The sequence below is a fragment of the Myxococcus sp. AB025B genome (genome assembly GCF_006518215.1).
GTDB classification, from domain to species: Bacteria; Myxococcota; Myxococcia; order Myxococcales; family Myxococcaceae; genus Myxococcus; species Myxococcus fulvus.
On sequence record NZ_SRLW01000644.1, the window covers coordinates 1 to 1,172 of the forward strand.

Genomic DNA, 1,172 nt, shown 5'->3' on the forward strand with positions numbered 1-1,172 from the left:
ACGCTGCGCGGGCGACTCGGCGCGCACCGGGGCCGAGGAGCCCGAGGGCGCGCGCGGCGTGGCCGCGGGCTTGGGCGTGGGCGCGGAGGCAGGCTCGGCCGTGGCGGCGACGCCGCTGGCCAGCGACGCGGCGGACTGCTGCGTGGCGGTGGGCGCGACCACCGGCGGCGCGGCGACGGGCGCCTGGGGCGCGGCCGGCCGCGGCGGGTCGATCTTGTGCTGCTGCAGCAGCGTGACGGTGTCCGGGTCTCCCGGGTCCACGCTGTACGCCTTGAGGAGGTTCGCCTTGCCGGGCTCGGCTTCGCCCGTCTTCAGCTGCAGGGCGCCGGCCATGCGCAACGCGCCCTTGTCCTCGGGCTGGACCTGGAGCGCGCCGAGCGCCTCTTCCAGGGCCTTCTTGTCCTTGCCCTGCTCCGCGTACACACGGGCGAGCAACAAGCGAGGGTCGGCGGCGTTCGGATGCGCCTTGACGCCCTTCTTGCAGACGACCATCGCCTCCATGAAGCGACCCATGCTCAGGTACGCTTCGGCCAGAGGCTTGTAGGCGGCGGACGAGGGGTCGGAAGCGAACGCGTGTTCGAGCTTCGCGAGCTCGGCCGGGCTCAACGTCTTCGAAGGGGAGGTAGACATTACCGGGGGGAGGGACACCGGGCGGAAAGGGTACGCCTGAGAAGAGGGGTTTTTATGGCATCCGCTGCGCGGCACGTCAATCGCACGGATGAGACCCGAAGGCTTGCGCTTGACAGCAGGGAAGGGGTCCGGTACTAGCCCGTTCACCTTCGGCGGCCCAAAACGCCGGGGCGCAGCACGCAGGGCCATTTGTGGGGGTGTAGCTCAGTTGGGAGAGCGTCGCGTTCGCAATGCGAAGGTCGTCGGTTCGATCCCGTCCACCTCCACCATGCAGCAAACGAAGGGCCTCACGGGAAACCGTGAGGCCCTTTGCATTTGGGGCATTTCGAGCAACTGCCGAATTGCAAAGCAGGCGGGCTTTGTTATCCGGAGCCGATGACTGACCCGTCCGCCTCCCTGTCGTTCTTCGCGCGGTTCTGGCTCGCCTGGCTCTGCTTCTGGCGCTGCCTCGTCTCCGGAGACTTCGCCCGCGCCGTTCTTCCGGCCAGCCGGGCCTACGACGCCGGGCAGCTGAACCTGCTCCCCTCCGGTGAGGCCACGCC

Annotated in this window: 1 protein-coding gene and 1 tRNA gene; one reads left to right on the top strand and one right to left on the bottom strand. The window is 69.4% G+C overall.

The genetic code is table 11. The annotated features are described in order from the left end of the window. Window positions 1-630, bottom strand: a 630-nt coding sequence (locus FL311_RS43260) for a tetratricopeptide repeat protein (protein ID WP_368668624.1), incomplete at its 3' end; no start/stop codon positions are given. A 193-nt stretch (window positions 631-823) separates the two neighbouring features. Between FL311_RS43260 and FL311_RS43265 the strand changes: the two genes are divergently transcribed. After that, window positions 824-899, top strand: a tRNA-Ala gene (locus FL311_RS43265). The last annotated feature ends 273 nt before the right edge of the window (window positions 900-1,172 follow it).